The sequence below is a fragment of the Pseudomonas sp. N-137 genome (genome assembly GCF_034555295.1).
Classification (GTDB): Bacteria; Pseudomonadota; Gammaproteobacteria; order Pseudomonadales; family Pseudomonadaceae; genus Aquipseudomonas; species Aquipseudomonas rhizophila.
The window spans coordinates 301,828-318,011 of sequence record NZ_JAXUDQ010000018.1; the positions used below are offsets into that span (position 1 = coordinate 301,828).

17 protein-coding genes are annotated in these 16,184 nt (G+C 59.4%); 5 read left to right on the top strand and 12 right to left on the bottom strand.

The genetic code is table 11. From position 1 onward, the window contains the following. Positions 1-78: 78 nt before the first annotated feature. Together ubiA and T3A99_RS16250 are read right to left on the bottom strand one after the other, a co-directional pair. Complete coding sequence (gene ubiA, locus T3A99_RS16245; protein ID WP_188251872.1) at positions 79-969, bottom strand: 4-hydroxybenzoate octaprenyltransferase; 891 nt, start codon at positions 967-969, stop codon at positions 79-81. Beyond that, the gene (locus T3A99_RS16250; RefSeq protein ID WP_047226791.1) at positions 969-1,532 is read right to left on the bottom strand and encodes a chorismate--pyruvate lyase family protein; all 564 of its coding nucleotides are present in this window, start codon (positions 1,530-1,532) and stop codon (positions 969-971) included. The genes ubiA and T3A99_RS16250 overlap by 1 nt, the downstream gene beginning before the upstream one ends. A gap of 197 nt (positions 1,533-1,729) precedes the next feature. Between T3A99_RS16250 and T3A99_RS16255 the strand changes: the two genes are divergently transcribed. From T3A99_RS16255 to T3A99_RS16265, 3 genes are all read left to right on the top strand, one after another. Further along, on the top strand, positions 1,730-1,894 hold the full coding sequence (locus T3A99_RS16255) for a rubredoxin (protein ID WP_047226732.1): 165 nt from the start codon (positions 1,730-1,732) through the stop codon (positions 1,892-1,894). 35 nt (positions 1,895-1,929) lie between these two features. Further along, positions 1,930-3,078, top strand: coding sequence for an NAD(P)/FAD-dependent oxidoreductase (locus tag T3A99_RS16260; protein ID WP_047226792.1), 1,149 nt, complete (start codon positions 1,930-1,932; stop codon positions 3,076-3,078). Between the two features lie 192 nt (positions 3,079-3,270). Then, positions 3,271-3,546, top strand: a complete 276-nt coding sequence (locus tag T3A99_RS16265; RefSeq protein ID WP_047226733.1) for an HU family DNA-binding protein — start codon at positions 3,271-3,273, stop codon at positions 3,544-3,546. A 77-nt stretch (positions 3,547-3,623) separates the two neighbouring features. Here the strand turns inward: T3A99_RS16265 and T3A99_RS16270 are convergent, their stop codons facing one another. The 10 genes from T3A99_RS16270 to T3A99_RS16315 form a co-directional block, all read right to left on the bottom strand. Beyond that, on the bottom strand, positions 3,624-5,585 hold the full coding sequence (locus tag T3A99_RS16270) for a DUF4105 domain-containing protein (protein WP_322834568.1): 1,962 nt from the start codon (positions 5,583-5,585) through the stop codon (positions 3,624-3,626). Beyond that, positions 5,582-5,902 carry a DUF2388 domain-containing protein gene (locus T3A99_RS16275; protein WP_047230076.1) on the bottom strand — a complete coding sequence of 107 codons (321 nt, stop codon included), beginning with the start codon at positions 5,900-5,902 and terminating at the stop codon, positions 5,582-5,584. The genes T3A99_RS16270 and T3A99_RS16275 overlap by 4 nt, the downstream gene beginning before the upstream one ends. Positions 5,903-5,928: 26 nt before the next feature. Continuing rightward, on the bottom strand, positions 5,929-6,237 hold the full coding sequence (locus T3A99_RS16280; protein WP_047230077.1) for a DUF2388 domain-containing protein: 309 nt from the start codon (positions 6,235-6,237) through the stop codon (positions 5,929-5,931). Positions 6,238-6,345: 108 nt separating this feature from the next. Beyond that, complete coding sequence (locus T3A99_RS16285; protein WP_047230078.1) at positions 6,346-6,663, bottom strand: DUF2388 domain-containing protein; 318 nt, start codon at positions 6,661-6,663, stop codon at positions 6,346-6,348. A 328-nt stretch (positions 6,664-6,991) separates the two neighbouring features. Beyond that, on the bottom strand, positions 6,992-7,207 hold the full coding sequence (locus T3A99_RS16290) for a DUF1127 domain-containing protein (RefSeq protein WP_047230079.1): 216 nt from the start codon (positions 7,205-7,207) through the stop codon (positions 6,992-6,994). 318 nt (positions 7,208-7,525) lie between these two features. Further along, positions 7,526-9,019 (bottom strand): acetyl-CoA hydrolase/transferase family protein, encoded by a 1,494-nt coding sequence (locus tag T3A99_RS16295; RefSeq protein ID WP_047230080.1) that lies wholly within the window; start codon positions 9,017-9,019, stop codon positions 7,526-7,528. Positions 9,020-9,217: 198 nt separating this feature from the next. Beyond that, positions 9,218-10,654 carry an NAD(P)(+) transhydrogenase (Re/Si-specific) subunit beta gene (locus tag T3A99_RS16300; RefSeq protein WP_047230081.1) on the bottom strand — a complete coding sequence of 479 codons (1,437 nt, stop codon included), beginning with the start codon at positions 10,652-10,654 and terminating at the stop codon, positions 9,218-9,220. Next, on the bottom strand, positions 10,654-10,977 hold the full coding sequence (locus T3A99_RS16305; RefSeq protein ID WP_003187010.1) for an NAD(P) transhydrogenase subunit alpha: 324 nt from the start codon (positions 10,975-10,977) through the stop codon (positions 10,654-10,656). The genes T3A99_RS16300 and T3A99_RS16305 overlap by 1 nt, the downstream gene beginning before the upstream one ends. A gap of 15 nt (positions 10,978-10,992) precedes the next feature. Beyond that, entirely contained in the window at positions 10,993-12,114 is a 1,122-nt protein-coding gene (locus tag T3A99_RS16310; RefSeq protein WP_047230082.1) for a Re/Si-specific NAD(P)(+) transhydrogenase subunit alpha, read from the bottom strand. 434 nt (positions 12,115-12,548) lie between these two features. Beyond that, positions 12,549-13,445, bottom strand: coding sequence for a LysR family transcriptional regulator (locus tag T3A99_RS16315; protein WP_047230087.1), 897 nt, complete (start codon positions 13,443-13,445; stop codon positions 12,549-12,551). Between the two features lie 157 nt (positions 13,446-13,602). Between T3A99_RS16315 and T3A99_RS16320 the strand changes: the two genes are divergently transcribed. Both T3A99_RS16320 and T3A99_RS16325 read left to right on the top strand, forming a co-directional pair. After that, complete coding sequence (locus T3A99_RS16320; protein ID WP_025216186.1) at positions 13,603-14,784, top strand: acyl-CoA dehydrogenase; 1,182 nt, start codon at positions 13,603-13,605, stop codon at positions 14,782-14,784. Between the two features lie 12 nt (positions 14,785-14,796). Then, positions 14,797-16,017, top strand: coding sequence for a CaiB/BaiF CoA-transferase family protein (locus T3A99_RS16325; RefSeq protein ID WP_322834569.1), 1,221 nt, complete (start codon positions 14,797-14,799; stop codon positions 16,015-16,017). The last annotated feature ends 167 nt before the right edge of the window (positions 16,018-16,184 follow it).

The following is a 16,184-nucleotide window of genomic DNA, read 5'->3' on the forward strand; positions in this document are numbered from 1 at the left end:
AACGCTTTTGTGGCCGGGGAGCAAGCTCCCCGGCCACAAAGATTTCATGACCGTGGGTTCAGCGCTGGGTCAGCGGTCTCACCGCAACGCGTAATCCAGCACAATCCCCACGAAAATCGCCAACCCGGCCCAATGGTTGTGCAAAAACGCCTTGAAGCAGCGCATCCGGTCCCTGCTGCGGGTGTACCAGAATTCCCAGGCAAAACACCCGGCAGCGGCCACGAGCCCCAAGTGGAACCAGCCGCCCAACTGGAATTTCGACCCGGCCAGCAGCAGGCAACCCAAGGCCAAGCCCTGCAGCGTCAGGATGATCACGCGGTCGGCATCGCCAAACAGAATGGCCGTGGACTTGACGCCGATCCGCAAGTCATCGTCCCGGTCAGTCATCGCGTAATAGGTGTCGTAGCCCACCGTCCACAGCAGGTTGGCGATGTACAGCAGCCAGGCCGCCGCCGGCAAATGCCCGGTTTCGGCAGTGAACGCCATCGGCATGCCCCAGGAGAACGCTGCCCCCAGCACCACTTGCGGATAGTAGGTGTAGCGCTTCATGAACGGGTAACTGAACGCCAGCGCCAGCCCGCCGAGGGACAGCAAGATGGTCGGTGCATTGGTGCACAGCACCAGCAGGAAGCTCACGCTCATCAGCACCGCGAAGAACACCAGTGCCTCTTTCGAACTGATCTTGCCGCTCACCAGCGGGCGCTGTTCGGTGCGTTTGACGTGGCCGTCCACCTTGCGGTCGGCCCAGTCGTTGATCACACAACCACCGGCGCGAGTCAGAACCACGCCAAGCACGAAAATCACGATGTTGGCCAGGGACGGCGAACCTTCCCCGGCAATCCACAAAGCCCACAACGTCGGCCATAACAGCAGATAGATGCCGATGGGCTTGTCCAGGCGCGTCAGTTGCACGAAGTCCCACGCCCGCGGGTTCAGGCGGTTCAAGGATTTGAGCAGTTGCACGTACATCAGCAGTTCTCCGAATAGGCGCGGGCGACGGTCCACAGGCGCGGCAGGAAAATTTCCGCCACCAGCACACTCAACGTTCCGCGATCAAAACGCGAACGGCGGCCCCACAGTTCACGAGCGCGCACCTCAGCCGGCAACCATTGTTCGGGGTAATGGCAAACCTCGATGGCCCGGCGCTGGAACGCCTGGTCGCAAAACAGCAACTCGCCCAGAGAGCGACTGCCCAGCTCGTCCATCTGCAAACCGTCGCCCTGCAACGCGCTACGCGCCGCCACACTGCGGGCAAACACCCAGGCCTCGCCATGGCCGCGCAGATACACCTCGCGTACCCAGCCTTCGCTGCCCTCGGCCAGATCCAGCGCGGCACATTCATCGGCACGCAAGGGTTGCCAACCTTCGAACAGCGGCGTCACGCTGAAACGCTCATCCGACAGCCGCGTCAGGCGCCGGGTCAGGGACCCTTCGTCGAATAGCCAGTCGAGCACACAGGCGTCAGGGCGAGGCGACAGCAGGGGCTGGGGCAACCATTGGAGTGTAGGAAATATCGAATTTGTATGCGGCACAGAGGTCTTGAATGGCAGCAAATGAGGCCGCGAGCTTACCATGTCGGTTGGCGAATTTGATTCAGCGGGGCGGTCTTAGCGTCGATCATGCTTGCATCTCTCGCGACCGATCAGTACAAAACGCCCTGAGCCGGAAGGGGCAGCTTTACATCGACCCAACCATACCGGCAAATGCCGACACCTGAGGAAGTACCTGAATGAAAAAGTGGCAATGTATTGTCTGCGGCCTGATCTACGATGAAGCCCTTGGCTGGCCGGATGACGGCATCGCGCCCGGCACTGCCTGGCAAGACGTACCCGAAGACTGGCTCTGCCCGGACTGCGGCGTGGGTAAATCGGATTTCGAAATGATCGCTATCTGATCGTTTCCTGCATGGAGAGCTACATGGAGAGCAACATGAGTGCACCTGTCGTCATCGTCGGTACGGGCCTTGCCGGTTACAACCTGGCCCGGGAGTTTCGCAAACTCGACAGCGAAACTCCGCTGCTGCTGATCAGCGCCGATGACGGTCGCTCCTACTCCAAGCCCATGCTCTCCACAGGCTTTGGCAAAAACAAAGACGCCGACGGCCTGAGCATGGCCGAGCCGGGCGCCATGGCCGAGCAACTGAACGCCGAAGTGCGCACCCACACCCGCATCAGCGGCATCGATCCGGGCCACAAACGCTTGTGGATCGGCGAAGAAACGGTGAACTACCGCGACCTGATCCTGGCCTGGGGCGCAGAAACCGTGCGCGTGCCGGTACAGGGTGATGCCTCGGACCTGATCTTCCCCATCAACGATCTGGAAGATTACGCACGCTTTCGCGCAGCGGCCGCCGGCAAGCGCCGGGTGCTCTTGCTCGGTGCCGGGCTGATTGGCTGCGAATTCGCCAACGACCTGATCCTGGGCGGTTACGAAGTGCAACTGGTCGCGCCGTGCGAGCAAGTCATGCCGACCCTGCTGCACCCTGCGGCCGCCGCTGCGGTACAGGCCGGGCTGGAAAGCCTCGGTGCGCGTTTCCACCTGGGGCCGGTGCTCAATCGCCTGCAACGAGTGGCCGACGGGCTGGAGGCGCACCTGTCCGACGGCCAGGTGATCGCCTGCGACCTGGTGGTCTCGGCCATCGGCCTGCGCCCCCGCATCGACCTGGCCGCCGCTGCCGGCCTGGTGGTCAATCGCGGCGTGGTGGTCGACCGCCACCTGAAAACCTCCCACGCCAACATCTACGCCCTGGGCGACTGCGCCGAGGTCGACGGCCTGAACCTGCTGTACGTCATGCCGCTGATGAGCTGCGCCCGCGCCCTGGCCCAAACCCTGGCCGGCAACCCGACCGCCGTGCGCTACGGTGCCATGCCAATTACCGTGAAAACCCCGGTGTGCCCACTGGTGGTTTCGCCACCACCACGGGGCAGCGAAGGCGTGTGGAGCGTCGAAGGGCAGGGCAGTGACATCAAGGCCCTGTGCCGCGACGCCAACGGCAACCTGCTGGGTTACGCCCTGACCGGCGCGGCCGTGATGGAAAAACTGGCACTGAACAAAGAGCTTCCAGCGCTGCTGGCGTAAATGCCAGTCCTTCTGTCGTAAATACCCTGCTTTCGGCGCGACAAAGGCCACCCTGACACTGGCGTCGCCTGCGGCCCCGTGCCATCCTCACTCCCGTCTGCCGCAGAGTAGAGCCTGCGGCGCCTTAGGGGCTGTTTCCATGAGTACAGCCCAGACATAACAACAAAAAAACCGTCAAAAGGGGCTTCATTCATGCGTAAACCAGAACTCGCCGCCGCCATCGCGGAAAAGGCTGACCTCACTAAAGAGCAAGCCAACCGCGTCCTCAACGCCGTTCTCGAAGAAATCACCGGCGCCCTGCACCGCAAGGACAGCGTCACCCTGGTAGGCTTCGGCACCTTCCTGCAGCGCCACCGCGGCGCGCGTACCGGCAAAAACCCACAGACCGGTGAGCCGGTGAAGATCAAGGCCAGCAACACCGTCGCCTTCAAGCCGGGCAAAATGTTGAAGGCCAGCGTCAATCCATAATCGCCGCGGGTTCCCCGGTTAGGGGACACAGTAGTAAAAAATGGGTTCAGAACTCGGTTCTGAACCCCTTTTTGGCTTCAAGGCAACTCCAACCCGCCACCCGCCTTGTGCAGCTTACGCAAATGCTCGCCTATCTCTTTGACGTTAGCCTCACTGGCACTGATTTCTGCCGCGCGGCTTGGCTCAAGCAAGGCCCTGACTTCCTTATCCAAATCCCCTGTCAGTGTTTGAAGCTGTTTCTGACGCAAGCTGCTTTCGGATTCCAGTCGCTGCCATTCGCTGGGCTGCGGTAGCCCGTAACCGCTGCTGCCCAGCAACTCGGCGGGGCGGCTCAGGAAACCGCTGTTGGCGAGGATCTGCTGCAGTGTCGCGTTGGCCCTTTCCATGCCGCCGTTCTGTAATTCACGGGCACCGAGGTAGCGCTGCTTGACCTCATCCTGGGCCAATAACAGTTGTCGGCGATAGCTGGCCTGTTCCAGCAGGAGTAACGCCGCGCTGGTGCGCAGGTCGGCCCGTTCAAACCATGGCCGGCGTTCTGCGGCGCTCAGGGCCAGCCAGTCTTCCACGTTTTGTTGCTTGATCGGCAAGTGTTTCTTCAGCACTTCGAACATGGCCTGATACCGCTCCCGGAATGAGTCGAAGCGGTAGCCCAGGCGCAAGGCTTCCTTGGGATCATCGAGCACGCTGGTATCCGCCAGACCTCGCCCCTTGAGCACTTCCAGCAAACCGTTGGGCATGATGCTGTCCAACCCCTTGAGCTGCGCATTGTTGCTGCCGCTGCGCAGCAATTTCAGGCTTTCCACCGCGCAATTGTTGGACAGGAAGTAATAGTTGCCGTCATAGCTCCAGTGCATTTCGGCGGCGTGTTCAACCGTTTCCTCGATCTCGGACCGTGTCAGGTTCAGCGGCACCGAGGCCAGGCTGCGCAGTTCGGTCTTGGTGTATTCATCGATGACCTGGGCCAGCGGCAGTACGAACAGGCGCGACGGGTATTTGCCCACCAGGCCATCCCAGCTCGACAGCTGCACATCGCCCACGAAGGCGCGGTATGACAGCACCAGGTGTTGATCCAGATCCAGCCGGCAATCCGGCCCACGGGGGCGGTCCGGCGCGCAGATCACCAGCCGCAGCATGCTGTGGCCCCAGCGGCTGACCCAGTTCTGGTTGGCTTCGGCCAAGAGGTAATCGATGGCGTAGACCCGCTCTGGATCAACCTTGCCCAGTGGCGTCTTGGCAAAGTCGTTGCCGGCGTTGAGGAACGCGAATGACGGGGCGCAGGTATTCTTGGCGGCGGGGGCCCAGCCAAAGTGTTCCTGATAATAGCGATACAGTGCTGGCCGTCGGCAGGCGTAACTCGGGTCCAGGAGAAAGTACTCCATGTTGACCGCGACGAACTCCTTGGGGCTGCTCGTTTCGTAGATGTCCGGGCTGCGGGCGACCTGGCGATTATGCTGTTCCCGTTCACCACGACGGCCGACGTATTGCGGCCAGCCGGCGAGGTCCAGCAAGCGGGGATCATCACTGAGTGTGAAGCGGCGGTCGTTCTGGCCCCGGCATTCATCGGGAAGGCCGATCAGCCCGGCGCTGCTGGTGCGTCGGGTGCAGCGTTGGATCAGCGCGCGTTCGGCGTTTGGCCATAAACGCGAGCGATCATAAATGTGGGTCAGTTCATGCAGGACCGTGGCGAGCATTTCCCGCCGCACGGTGCCGTGGGGGCGATGGGTCTTTTGCGTGGCGGCACTGCCGTCGGTGAGGCTGTCGAGCAGGTTGCGATTGAGGTCCAACTGCGACACCAGCGAGGCCTGGCCGTAGGCGTTGGTGGGCATCCGGTCGGTCCAGCCCACATTGATGCGTCGGTCCAGCTGTTCGATGAATCGCGGCGGCAGGGCCTGCATCGCTTCATCGAGCAGCGCCTGGCTGGCCTGCTGTTGCGCCGGGGTCAGTCCTTCGTCGTTAAGGTGCAGTTGCAGGCCGGCCTGGGCGGTGCTGCTCAAGAGCAGCACGACCCCGGCCGTCAGCCAGACGGCGAACGGCCTCACAATGCGAGGATGGCTTCGGCGAGAACCTGGTCACTGGCGTCGCGGGCTTCCGGTACGCGGGTGCGCAAGGTGTCGAAGGCGGCCTCGAGGTGAGCGCCACGAATTTCCCCGTTACTGGCGACGAAACTGGCCGCATCGTCATGGGCTTCACGAACGATTTTCGAGTCACGGATGGATGTGGTGGTGTCGGAGGTGAAATCGATCGTGCGCTGGGAGGCGCGAACGACGATGTTACTGGTGGCTACCAGGGTTTGTGCCTGGGCCACATCGGCCAACACCAGCAGGCCTAGGGTGGCAGCAATCAGCGGGCTACGCATGGAACGACTCCGAAGAATAAAGATAACTATTGGACGAGAATTGCCTGTGCCAGTTCAAGGTCGCTGACGTGAAGTTTTGGTTGGGTCCGGTGTAGATAATCCAGGGCCGACTCCAGTTGCGCACCTCTCAACTGCCCATCGCTGGCAACGAATGCCGCAGCGTCATCGTGGGCGGCGGCGATCAGTTTATGGTCGAAGGGCGCGGAGGTCACCATGCTCGTGGCATAGCCGCTGATCACGACTTGCTGGGTGGAGACATCGAAAGCATGGGCCGGAACGGACCAGCATAAAGCGCTGAAGAAAAAAGCGAGGGACAGATCTGAGTAGAAACGCATGGGACTCGACTGTTGATGGTGAGTCCGAAGGCTAGCGCAAACCACTGCGCCAGAGCCAGCGCTGAAACATCGGAACACCATTGGCGTCCCGATGTTTCATGTCTGGAATCAGATCACCAGGATGGCTTGGGCCAGCTGCGCGTCGGAGGCGTTCAACTGCGGCGCCTGCTGACGGATGTAATCCAGAGCGCTTTCCAGTTTCACACCGCGGATGGCGCCGTTGCTGGCGACGAAACTGGCAGCATCGTCACGAGCGGCCAGGACAATTTTGTCGTCGCGAAACGACGAAGTGATATCGGACGTTGCGTCGGAAGTGGCCTTGAGCGCACCCACGAGGGAGTCGGTGGTGACGATAAAACTACTGGCATTGGAGTGTGCGGCTACGGCCAGCAGGGCGGCGGCGCTGAGCAGACGAAGACGGATCATGATGAAACTCCTTGAATAATGAAGTGGTGCCGGTGCGTGTAGCTGGAAGAGAAGACGCATGCTCGACCCGCTTCGCCACGTTCGTTTCGATATTAGGTCAGAACGAGGTGGATGACAGCTTGGCCATTGGCAATTTCCACGCTTCTACAACAGCTCGATAAAACTGTACTGGTTATTTTCTAACTATTCTTAACTGTGCAGGTGCGTGGTTTTTGGCAAAACCAGGCCTCTGAAACGACAAGACCCGTCGCGGTTTCCCGCGACGGGTCTTGTTTGTTCAATTCGGTGCTGGCGGTGGACCCGGTGGGTCAGGGCCAGCGACGCTGAGTTAGCGCCAGAACGGCTTGCTCAGCTCTTCGTAGCGTTGTGCTTCGCTGATACCGGCGTCAGCCAGCAGGCGTGCATCCAGACGGGCCAGTTGGTGGCGGCTGGCGATGCGGCGCTGCCACAACATCAGGTTAGCGATAACGCGAAGAGGCAGGGAAGCCTGGTTTTTTTCAGCTTTGTCTTCGAAGAACAGCTCGGAACTGAGTGTACGTTCCATGGTTGACATCCTTCCGCTTATGGCGGGATTAGGTAGTGGTTTAACTGGTGCCCATGATCCTCTCGTTTGGCCAGTCTCTCTAGATACAGTTCACCTGTAATGTGAGAGACCAGTTAACTGTTAAACGGTGGTGTACTGGTCAATATTGAGGCAACTGTACCTGTGCGCACTATTTATGTGCATTTTTGCTGTGAAAGCAGAGATGCGTAGGAGTTTGCTGTAGGAAATCACAGGTACAGTAGTACAGTTTTTGTGGTTTGTGGGTTGAAAGCGATGGCCAGTGAAAACTGTATTTGTTGCCCGGGTGATCCAGCTGTATTAAACCGCCAGCATCTGCCCGGTCTCTTCCAGATTCAGGTGCCAACTCAGTGCATCGCGCAGGATGTGCGGTGTATGCCCGCCCAAGGCGCACGCCGCTTCAAAATACTCGTTCAATGCCTGGCGATAGGACGGATGCACGCAATTGTCGATGACCACCCGCGCCCGCTCCCTTGGCGCCAGGCCACGCAGGTCGGCCAGGCCGATCTCCGTCACCAGGATGTCGACATCGTGCTCGGTATGGTCCACGTGGCTGACCATCGGCACGACACTGGAAATTGCGCCGCCCTTGGCGATCGACTTGGTCACGAAAATCGCCAGATGCGCATTACGCGCAAAGTCCCCCGAGCCGCCTATCCCATTCATCATCCGCGTGCCGCAGACATGGGTGGAGTTGACGTTGCCGTAGAGGTCGAACTCCAGTGCCGTATTGATGGCGATGATGCCAAGGCGGCGTACCACCTCGGGGTGGTTGGAAATTTCCTGGGGGCGCAGGACCAGCTTGTCCTTGTACTTCTCCAGATTGCCGAATACGTCGGCATTGCGCCGGCCCGACAGCGTAATGGAGCTGCCAGAGGCGAAGCTCAGTTTGCCGGCGTCGATAAGGTCGAATGTAGAGTCCTGCAGGACCTCTGAATACATGGTCAAGTCTTCGAATGGGGAGTCGATCAGCCCGCACATCACGGCATTGGCGATGTTGCCGATCCCGGCCTGTAATGGACCGAGTTTATTGGTCATGCGCCCGGCGGCGACTTCCTGTTTGAAGAAGCCGATCAAATGATCGGCAATGGCCTGGGTGTCGCTGTCCGGCGGCATGACTGTCGAAGGCGAATCCGGCTGATTGGTGATGACAATGGCGGCGATTTTTTCCGGCGGTATCGGGATGGCGGTGCTGCCGATACGGTCGTCGACCTTCACCAAGGGAATCGGTGTGCGGGTCGGGCGATAGGTCGGGATATAGATGTCATGCAACCCTTCCAGATCAGGGTTGTGGGCCAGGTTGATTTCAACAATGACCTGCCTGGCGAAAATAGCGAAGCTGGCCGAGTTGCCCACCGAGGTGGTGGGCACGATATGGCCTTGCTCGGTAATGGCCACGGCTTCGATCACTGCAATGTCCGGCAACTTGAGCTGGGCGTTACGCAATTGCTCGACGGTTTCCGACAGGTGCTGGTCGATGAACATCACCTCGCCAGCGTTGATCGCCTTGCGCAACGTGCTGTCGACCTGGAATGGCATGCGCCGGGCCAGTACGCCGGCTTCGGTGAGTTCCTTGTCGAGGTCGTTCCCCAGGCTCGCACCGGTCATAAGACTGATTTTCAGTGGCGTGACCTTGGCGCGCTCAGCCAGGGCGTGGGGCACTGCTTTCGCTTCTCCGGCGCGGGTGAAACCGCTCATGCCGACGGTCATGCCGTCCTGAATCAGCAAGGCTGCTTCGGCAGCGCTCATCACTTTGTTCAACAACGAGGGCAGGCGGATGCGATCACGGTACATGGGTGGTTATCTCGGGCTGGAAGCTGGATGCGCAGTCTAGTGAATTCGCGCCGTGCCCGACCCGCTACAAAAGTCGCATTTAAGGCGTCTATTACGGGCGTTTCAGGCAAAACATTATTACCGGATCGGTAACGTTCGGCCTTGATACAAATCAAAACGCCCCGACAAGTCGGGGCGTTAGTGGCGAAGCAGTGAGCGTTATTCCACCGCTTTGACCATGTCTTCGATAACCTTCTTGGCGTCACCGAACACCATCATGGTCTTGTCGAGGTAGAACAGCTCGTTGTCCAGGCCGGCGTAACCGCTGGCCATCGAGCGCTTGTTGACGATGATGGTCTTGGCCTTGAAGGCTTCGAGGATCGGCATGCCGGCAATCGGCGACTTCGGATCGTTCTTCGCCGCCGGGTTGACCACGTCGTTGGCACCCAGTACCAGCACCACGTCGGCCTGGCCGAACTCGGAGTTGATGTCTTCCATCTCGAACACCTGGTCGTAAGGCACTTCGGCCTCGGCCAGCAATACGTTCATGTGCCCGGGCATACGACCGGCCACTGGGTGGATCGCGTATTTGACGGTCACGCCGTGATGGGTCAGCTTCTCGGTCAGCTCTTTCAGCGCGTGCTGCGCCCGTGCCACCGCCAGGCCATAGCCCGGCACGATGATCACGGTATCGGCGTTGGTCAGCAGGAAGGTGGCGTCGTCAGCCGAGCCGGATTTCACCGGACGGGCTTCTTTGGAGCCTGCCGGGCCAGCGGCATCCGCCGTGTTGCCGAAACCGCCGAGCAGCACGTTGAAGAACGAACGGTTCATCGCCTTGCACATGATGTACGAGAGGATCGCACCGCTGGAACCCACCAGGGAGCCGGCGATGATCAGCATCGAGTTGTTCAGCGAGAAGCCGATACCCGCTGCAGCCCAGCCGGAATAGCTGTTGAGCATCGACACCACCACCGGCATGTCCGCACCGCCGATCGGGATGATGATCAGCACGCCCAGCACAAACGCCAGGGCCAGCATCAGGGCGAATGCCCCGAGGTTGCCGGTGAACATGAACATCAGGCCCAGACCCAGTGTTGCCAGGCCCAGGATCAGGTTGAGCTTGTGCTGGCCGCCAAACTGTACCGGTGCGCCCTGGAACAGGCGGAACTTGTACTTGCCCGACAGCTTGCCGAAGGCGATCACCGAACCGGAGAAGGTGATTGCACCGATGGCGGCGCCAAGGAACAGCTCCAGACGGTTACCGGCCGGAATTGAATCCCCCAGTTGCTTGACGATGCCCAGGGACTGCGGCTCGACCACGGCGGCGATCGCGATAAATACCGCGGCCAGGCCGATCATGCTGTGCATGAACGCCACCAGCTCGGGCATCTTGGTCATCTCGACGCGCTTGGCCATGATCGACCCGGCAGTGCCGCCGACCAGCAGACCGACGATCACATAGCCGATGCCTGCGGTAGCCAGCTCGGCGCCCAACTTATAGATGAGACCCACGGTAGTGAGCACCGCCAACGCCATGCCGAGCATGCCGAACAGGTTGCCTCGGCGAGATGTAGTGGGGTGCGACAGGCCTTTGAGGGCCTGGATGAAGCAGATCGACGCGATCAGGTAGAGCGTCGTTACCAGGTTCATGCTCATTACTTGGGCGCCTCTTCTTTTACGGCTTTCGGGGCTTTTTTCTTGAACATCTCAAGCATGCGGCGCGTCACCAGGAAGCCGCCGAACACGTTCACTGCGGCCAGGGCCACGGCGAGGGTGCCCATGGTCTTGCCCAGCGGGGTCACGGTCAGTGCGGCGGCAAGCATGGCGCCGACGATCACGATGGCCGAAATGGCATTGGTCACCGCCATCAGCGGTGTGTGCAGCGCGGGCGTTACGTTCCAGACCACGTGGTAACCGACATAAATCGCCAGCACAAAGATGATCAGGTTGTAGATACCGGGGGAGATAAGCTCTTCCATTGTCTGAATCCCTGCTTAGGCGTTTTTGCGGATGACTTGGCCGTCGCGGCACATCAGGCACGCGGCGACGATGTCGTCTTCCAGGTTCACGTCGAACTGACCTTCCTTGGTGAAGACCAGCTTCAGGAAGTCCAGCAGGTTACGGGCGTACAGCGCCGAAGCGTCTGCCGCGACTTCGCCGGCCAGGTTGGTCGGACCGCAAATGGTCACGCCATTTTCGATCACCACCTGATCGGCCACGGTCAGCGGGCAGTTACCGCCCTGGGCTGCCGCGAGGTCAATGACCACCGAGCCGGGTTTCATCTGTGCGACGGTTTCGGCACTGAGCAAAGTCGGTGCCTTGCGGCCCGGAATCAATGCGGTGGTGATGACAATGTCAGCCTGCTTGGCGCGCTCGTGCACGGCCTGGGCCTGGCGCTGCATCCAGCTGGCGGGCATGGGTCGGGCGTAGCCGCCAACGCCGACGGCGCATTCACGCTCTTCGTCGGTTTCGTAAGGTACATCGACGAACTTGGCGCCGAGGGATTCGATTTGTTCCTTCACTGCCGGACGCACGTCCGACGCCTCGATCACCGCACCCAGGCGCTTGGCCGTGGCAATCGCCTGCAACCCAGCCACGCCAGCACCGAGAATCAGCACCCGCGCCGCTTTCACGGTACCCGCGGCGGTCATCAGCATAGGCATGAAGCGTGGGTAATGGTGGGCGGCCAGCAGCACGGCCTTGTAGCCGGCAATGTTCGCTTGAGACGACAGCACATCCAGGCTCTGGGCGCGGGAGGTACGTGGCGCGGCCTCAAGGGCGAAAGCGGTAATGCCGCGTTCGGCCAGCTTGGCAATGGTTTCGTTATTGAACGGATTGAGCATGCCCACCAGAACGGTACCGCTCTTGATCAGCGTCAGTTCGCTGTCGCTGGGGGCGACCACCTTGAGAATCAGTTCGGCCCCGAAAGCATCACTGGCGCTGCCAATGGTGGCGCCCGCTGCTTCATAGGCACTGTCGATAACGCTGGCCTTGATGCCGGCGCCGCTTTGAACAGTGACCTTATGGCCTTGGCCGATCAGCTTCTTGATGGTTTCCGGGGTTGCAGCAACCCGCGTTTCACCCGTCTGGGTTTCGAGAGGAACACCAATGTGCACGTCAAATCTCCTGCGTGATCTTATTGAGTAAACCCAGGCACTTCGGATGGTGCGGCTGGGGCGGCCGATCAGCACGATCCCGCCGAATCAGGCGGGGCGCGGCATTTTGCAGGCGAAAATTCAGCCCTTCAAGGGATTATGACGGGTGACGGAAAATTAACTACAAGTCACCCTGTGACCGAATGTCGCAATGATCGGCATATATCCCTTGTAGGCTGGGCTTTCCAGGGTTTCAGGCCAAATTTGACGATTTTTCCATTGGCGACGTGAATGAACCCTGATGAGCTGCGTAACGTGGCTCAAAGCCACGTATTTGAACGGTTATGAGACTACGGTACTGATTTCGGAACAGATTGACTGTATGCGACATAAATTTATATCTGTAGCGCTTTTGATTAGCTTACTACCGGAGTCGGATATAGAGTTTTTCCTTGTTAATCAAGGCTGTAACTACTAGCTTGATTGACCAGCCAATCGCGAAAAGCCCTCAGAGAGGCCGATTCGACCTTTCGTTCGGGGATCATCAGGTAGTAGGCCTTGATGCTCGACAAGGCATTTCGATTGGCAACGACCAATCGTTTCTCGGCCAGCTCGCGCTGGATCAAAAAAGGTGGAATCAAGGCGATTCCCATGTCATGCATCGCCGCTTGGGCAAGCATGGAGAATAGTTCATAACGCGGGCCTGTCAGGTCTCGCGCGATATTGAGGTTTTGTGAGTTGAACCACTGGCGCCACGCATACGGGCGGGTGGTTTGCTGAAGTAGGGGCAGTTCGGCGATGGCTTGCGGTGTCAGGCTGTTCCGGTTGCCCAGTAAGGTAGGGCTGCACACGGGCATCGGGTTTTCTCCCATCAGCTTGTGGGATTCGGTACCGGACCAGTCCGCATCGCCGAAATAAATGGCTGCGTCAAAATCCGTATCCGCAAAGAGAAACGGCCGCGTGCGATTGGTCAGATTGACCGTGACTTCTGGATGCTGCTGTTGGAAGTCCTTGAGGCGCGGTAGCAGCCATTGAGTACCAAACGTCGGAACCACTGCCAGCTCTATCACGTTGGCGCCGGTATGCCCCATCACTGAAAGAGTATCGCGCTCCACGGCGTCCAGCTGAGTGGCAACGCGGCGGCTGTAGGAAAGTCCGGCCTCTGTCAGTTTGACTCCCCGCCGTGAGCGTCGGAACAACTCCACACCGAGGAAGTCCTCCAGGCTGGCGATCTGTCGACAAATAGCGCCCTGTGTGAGGGAAAGCTCCTGTGCGGCCTTGGTGAAGCTCTCATGACGTGCGGCGGCCTCGAAGCTGACCAGGGCGGCGGTGCTGGGGATTTTTCTACGCATGTACATCAACCTCACTCGTCAGGGTCGTAAACGGGGTGCAGGGCGTTTACGGAGTGAGAAATTAGCACAAGAGCGTGCGTAATCCTCGTTTGCTCTGATAGGAAAGCGCGCCTAGGATCAATCCACGATTTTTAATCTGATTGGCGAGGATTCTTTCATGGCCGGTAAAGCGAGTTTCAACTGGATTGATCCATTGTTGTTGGACCAGCAACTCACCGAAGAAGAACGCATGATTCGCGACACTGCCGAGCAGTTCGCCCAACAGAAGCTCGCGCCGCGGGTGTTGGAAGCGTTCCGTCATGAAAAAACCGACCCGGCGATTTTTCGTGAGATGGGTGAGGTCGGCTTGTTGGGCGCAACCATTCCTGAACAGTACGGCGGCAGCGGCTTGAACTACGTCAGCTATGGCTTGATCGCTCGTGAAGTGGAACGCGTTGATTCAGGTTATCGCTCGATGATGAGCGTACAGTCCTCGTTGGTCATGGTGCCGATCAATGAGTTCGGTACCGAAGCTCAAAAGCAGAAGTACTTGCCGAAGCTGGCTTCCGGCGAGTGGATCGGTTGCTTTGGTCTGACAGAGCCGAACCACGGTTCCGACCCGGGAGCGATGATTACCCGTGCGCGTAAAGTGGAAGGCGGCTACAGCCTCACGGGTAGCAAGATGTGGATCACCAACAGCCCGATTGCCGATGTATTTGTCGTCTGGGGTAAGGACGACGCCGGTGACATCCGTGGCTTTGTTCTCGAGAAAGGCTGGAAAGGCCTGAGTGCGCCGGCGATTCACGGCAAGGTCGGTCTGCGCGCTTCGATCACTGGCGAGATCGTCATGGATAACGTCTTCGTTCCAGAAGAAAACATCTTTCCGGATGTGCGTGGGCTGAAAGGGCCTTTTACCTGTCTGAACTCGGCTCGCTATGGCATCTCCTGGGGGGCCTTGGGTGCTGCCGAATTCTGCTGGCACACCGCGCGCCAGTACACCCTGGATCGGCAGCAGTTTGGTCGTCCTTTGGCTGCCACTCAGTTGATCCAGAAAAAGCTGGCCGACATGCAGACTGAAATCACCCTTGCCCTGCAAGGATGCCTGCGTCTGGGTCGTATGAAGGATGAGGGTACGGCCGCTGTTGAAATCACATCGATCATGAAGCGCAACTCCTGCGGCAAGTCCCTGGATATTGCTCGCATGGCGCGGGACATGCTGGGTGGCAATGGCATCTCCGATGAGTTCGGCATCGCTCGCCATCTCGTCAACCTGGAAGTGGTGAACACTTACGAAGGTACTCATGATGTTCATGCACTGATCCTGGGGCGTGCGCAAACCGGTATCCAGGCGTTCTATTAATAGGGGGACGGCATGGGCGCGCTTTCGCATCTGCGGGTACTGGATTTATCGAGGGTGCTGGCCGGGCCGTGGGCTGGTCAGATCCTGGCGGACCTGGGAGCTGAGGTCATCAAGGTCGAGCGGCCGGGTGGTGGCGACGATACGCGCGCCTGGGGACCGCCGTTCCTGAGGGATGCGTCTGGCGAGAATACCACCGAGGCGGCCTATTACTTGTCGGCCAATCGCAACAAGCAATCGGTGACCATCGATTTCACGCACCCCGAGGGGCAAAGGTTGGTGCGGGAGTTGGCGGCCAAGTCCGACATTCTGATTGAGAACTTCAAGGTAGGTGGGCTGGCGGCCTATGGCCTGGACTACGACTCGCTGAAGGCGATCAACCCGCAACTGATCTATTGCTCGATTACCGGGTTTGGTCAAACCGGTCCTTACGCCAAGCGCGCCGGATATGACTTCATGATCCAGGGGTTGGGGGGCTTGATGAGTCTCACCGGTCGGCCTGAAGGTGATGCGGGGGCGGGCCCGGTGAAGGTAGGGGTGGCGCTGACGGATATCCTGACTGGTGTCTATTCGACCGTGGCCATCCTGGCAGCGTTGGCTCACCGCGATCATGCCGGCGGCGGGCAGCATATCGACATGGCCTTGCTGGATGTTCAAGTGGCTTGCCTGGCGAACCAGGCGATGAATTACCTGACCACGGGCAACGCGCCGAAGCGGTTGGGCAACGCTCATCCGAACATAGTGCCTTATCAGGACTTTCCTACGGCTGACGGTGACTTCATCCTTACGGTAGGCAATGACGGTCAGTTCCGAAAGTTCGCCGAGGTAGCGGGGCAGCCGCAGTGGGCTGATGACCCTCGCTTTGCGACAAACAAGTTGCGGGTGGCGAACCGTGCAGTATTGATACCTTTGATTCGCCAGGCGACGGTATTCAAGACCACTGCCGAATGGGTCGCTCAGTTGGAGCGGGCTGGTGTGCCCTGTGGGCCGATCAACGATTTGTCCCAGGTGTTTGCTGATCCTCAGGTCCAGGCGCGTGGGCTGGCGATGGAGTTGCCTCATGCACTGGCGGGTAAAGTGCCGCAGGTTGCCAACCCGATCCGGCTGTCCGAGACCCCGGTGGAATATCGCAATGCGCCTCCTTTATTAGGGGAGCACACGCGGGATGTCCTGCAGCGAGTATTGGGGTTGGATGAGGCGATGGTGACGGGGTTGAGAGAGGCTGGGGTGCTCTGATTCTCTCTTCTATATAGAAGAGGCTTTTTGAGGGGCGCGGTGGCTTTTTCGAATGCCCTGCAACTTATTGATAGAAAAACGAAATTAAGGGTTGACGGCAAATTCTGGAAGTCTATAATTCGCCCCACTTCCGGCGCAGTCGAAACGAAAAACTCCTTGAGTTTCAA

Coding starts and splice junctions, on each gene's coding strand:
- ubiA (WP_188251872.1), bottom strand. CDS start 969: ATGTACGTGCAACTGCTCAAATCCTTGAACCGCCTGAACCCGCGGGCG.
- T3A99_RS16255 (WP_047226732.1), top strand. CDS start 1,730: ATGAAAAAGTGGCAATGTATTGTCTGCGGCCTGATCTACGATGAAGCC.
- T3A99_RS16260 (WP_047226792.1), top strand. CDS start 1,930: ATGAGTGCACCTGTCGTCATCGTCGGTACGGGCCTTGCCGGTTACAAC.
- T3A99_RS16265 (WP_047226733.1), top strand. CDS start 3,271: ATGCGTAAACCAGAACTCGCCGCCGCCATCGCGGAAAAGGCTGACCTC.
- T3A99_RS16275 (WP_047230076.1), bottom strand. CDS start 5,902: ATGCGTAGCCCGCTGATTGCTGCCACCCTAGGCCTGCTGGTGTTGGCC.
- T3A99_RS16280 (WP_047230077.1), bottom strand. CDS start 6,237: ATGCGTTTCTACTCAGATCTGTCCCTCGCTTTTTTCTTCAGCGCTTTA.
- T3A99_RS16285 (WP_047230078.1), bottom strand. CDS start 6,663: ATGATCCGTCTTCGTCTGCTCAGCGCCGCCGCCCTGCTGGCCGTAGCC.
- T3A99_RS16290 (WP_047230079.1), bottom strand. CDS start 7,207: ATGGAACGTACACTCAGTTCCGAGCTGTTCTTCGAAGACAAAGCTGAA.
- T3A99_RS16295 (WP_047230080.1), bottom strand. CDS start 9,019: ATGTACCGTGATCGCATCCGCCTGCCCTCGTTGTTGAACAAAGTGATG.
- T3A99_RS16300 (WP_047230081.1), bottom strand. CDS start 10,654: ATGAGCATGAACCTGGTAACGACGCTCTACCTGATCGCGTCGATCTGC.
- T3A99_RS16305 (WP_003187010.1), bottom strand. CDS start 10,977: ATGGAAGAGCTTATCTCCCCCGGTATCTACAACCTGATCATCTTTGTG.
- T3A99_RS16315 (WP_047230087.1), bottom strand. CDS start 13,445: ATGCGTAGAAAAATCCCCAGCACCGCCGCCCTGGTCAGCTTCGAGGCC.
- T3A99_RS16320 (WP_025216186.1), top strand. CDS start 13,603: ATGGCCGGTAAAGCGAGTTTCAACTGGATTGATCCATTGTTGTTGGAC.
- T3A99_RS16325 (WP_322834569.1), top strand. CDS start 14,797: ATGGGCGCGCTTTCGCATCTGCGGGTACTGGATTTATCGAGGGTGCTG.